1 protein-coding gene is annotated in these 2,445 nt (G+C 59.4%); it reads right to left on the minus strand.

The genetic code is table 11. The annotated features are described in order from the left end of the window. Positions 1-2,445, minus strand: a 2,445-nt coding sequence (locus J5M56_RS23520) for an immunoglobulin-like domain-containing protein (protein ID WP_347709432.1), incomplete at both ends; no start/stop codon positions are given.

Below are 2,445 nucleotides of genomic sequence, written 5' to 3' on the forward strand. Positions count from 1 at the left end.
CGCTTGGGGTCGCGGTCAGAGTCACCGTCGAGGTATCGATGGTGTCGGTGATGGCGGTCACAGCCGGTGCCGGGCTGACGTCCAGCTTCTCGAAGTCACCACCGGTGGTGCCGGTGACATTCACACTCACATTGCCGGCATCGACATAGACGGTGTTGGCTGGGGCATCGAACGACACGCTGCCTTGAGTCTGGCCTTTGGCGATGGTGATCACGGCACCATTGCTCAAGGTAACCGTCATTTCGCTACCGGCCGCATTGGTCAGAGTAGCGGTGTAGACGATGCTGCCGCCTTCCTGAACGGTGCCAGTGGCGGACAAGGTGAGGCCAGTGCTGTCCAGCTGGGTCGGATCATCGGTAACCGAAGTGGTTGGGTTACCCGCGGTTTCCAGCTTCTCGTAGTTGCCGCCAGTGACGTTAGTGATGCTGTTCGTCAGTGGGGTATTGGTGGTGTAGACGTTGTTCGGTGCGACGTAGTCGACCGAGCCGGAGCTGGCGTTGACAGGGATGGTGATGGTCTGGCCGTTGGCCAGGGTGATCACCAGTGGCGTACCGGTAACTGGCGAAGTCACGCTCGCCGTGTAGGTGACCACGCCACCTTCAACAGCGGACGGAGTGGCCGTCAGAGTCACTGTGGAAGTATCGATGGTGTCGGTAATAGCAGTCACAGCCGGCGTTGGGCTGACGTTCAGCTTCTCGAAGTCACCACCGGTAGTGCTGGTGACATTCACACTGACATTGCCGGCATCGACATAGACAGTGTTGGCTGGGGCATCGAACGACACGCTGCCTTGAGTCTGGCCTTTGGCGATGGTGATCACGGCACCATTGCTCAAGGTAACCGTCATCTCGCTACCAGCCGGATTGGTCAGAGTAGCGGTGTAAACGATGCTGCCGCCCTCCTGGACGGTGCCAGTGGCGGACAAGGTGAGGCCAGTGCTGTCCAGCTGGGTCGGATCATCGGTAACCGAAGTGGTTGGGTTACCCGCGGTTTCCAGCTTCTCGTAGTTGCCGCCAGTGACGTTAGTGATGCTGTTCGTCAGTGGGGTATTGGTGGTGTAGACGTTGTTCGGTGCGACGTAGTCGACCGAGCCGGAGCTGGCGTTGACCGGGATGGTAATGGTCTGGCCGTTGGCCAGGGTGATTACCAGCGGAGTACCGGTAACTGGCGAAGTCACGCTCGCGGTGTAGGTGACCACGCCACCTTCAACAGCGGACGGAGTGGCCGTCAGGGTCACCGTCGAGGTATCGATGGTGTCGGTGATAGCGGTCACAGCCGGTGTTGGGCTGACGTTCAGCTTCTCGAAGTCACCACCAGTGGTGCTGGTGACATTCACACTTACATTGCCCGCATCGACATAGACAGTGTTGGCTGGGGCATCGAACGACACGCTGCCTTCAGTCTGGCCTTTGGCGATGGTGATTACTGCACCATTGCTCAGGGTGACCGTCATTTCGCTACCAGCCGGATTGGTCAGGGTCGCGGTGTAAACGATGCTGCCACCTTCCTGAACGGTGCCAGTGGCGCTGAGGCTCAATCCGGTGCTGTCCAGCTTGGCTGGATCATCGGTAACCGAAGTGGTTGGGTTACCCGCGGTTTCCAGCTTCTCGTAGTTGCCGCCAGTGACGTTGGTAATGCTGTTGGTCAGCGGCGTGTTCGTGTTGTAGACGTTGTTCGGTGCAACGTAGTCAACCGAGCCAGAGCTGGCGTTGACCGGGATGGTAATGGTCTGGCCGTTAGCCAAAGTAATCACCAGCGGAGCACCAGTAACCGGTGCGTTGACGGTGGCGGTGTAAACCACGGTGCCGCCTTCGGTCACGCTTGGGGTCGCGGTCAGAGTCACCGTCGAGGTATCGATGGTGTCGGTGATGGCGGTCACAGCCGGTGCCGGGCTGACGTCCAGCTTCTCGAAGTCACCACCGGTGGTGCCGGTGACATTCACACTCACATTGCCGGCATCGACATAGACAGTGTTGGCTGGGGCATCGAACGACACGCTGCCTTGAGTCTGGCCTTTGGCGATGGTGATCACGGCACCATTGCTCAAGGTAACCGTCATTTCGCTACCGGCCGGATTGGTCAGAGTAGCGGTGTAAACGATGCTGCCGCCTTCTTGGACGGTCCCGGTAGCGGACAAGGTGAGGCCAGTGCTGTCCAGCTGGGTCGGATCATCGGTGACCGAAGTAGTTGGGTTACCCGCGGTTTCCAGCTTCTCGTAGTTGCCGCCAGTGACGTTAGTGATGCTGTTGGTCAGCGGCGTGTTGGTGTTGTAGACGTTGTTCGGTGCGATGTAGTCGACCGAGCCGGAGCTGGCGTTTACCGGGATGGTGATGGTCTGGCCGTTAGCCAAAGTAATCACCAGCGGAGCACCAGTAACCGGTGCGTTGACGGTGGCGGTGTAAACCACGGTGCCGCCTTCGGTCACGCTTGGGGTCGCGGTCAGAG

The organism is Pseudomonas sp. 51_B (genome assembly GCF_017491595.1).
Classification (GTDB): Bacteria; Pseudomonadota; Gammaproteobacteria; order Pseudomonadales; family Pseudomonadaceae; genus Aquipseudomonas; species Aquipseudomonas promysalinigenes.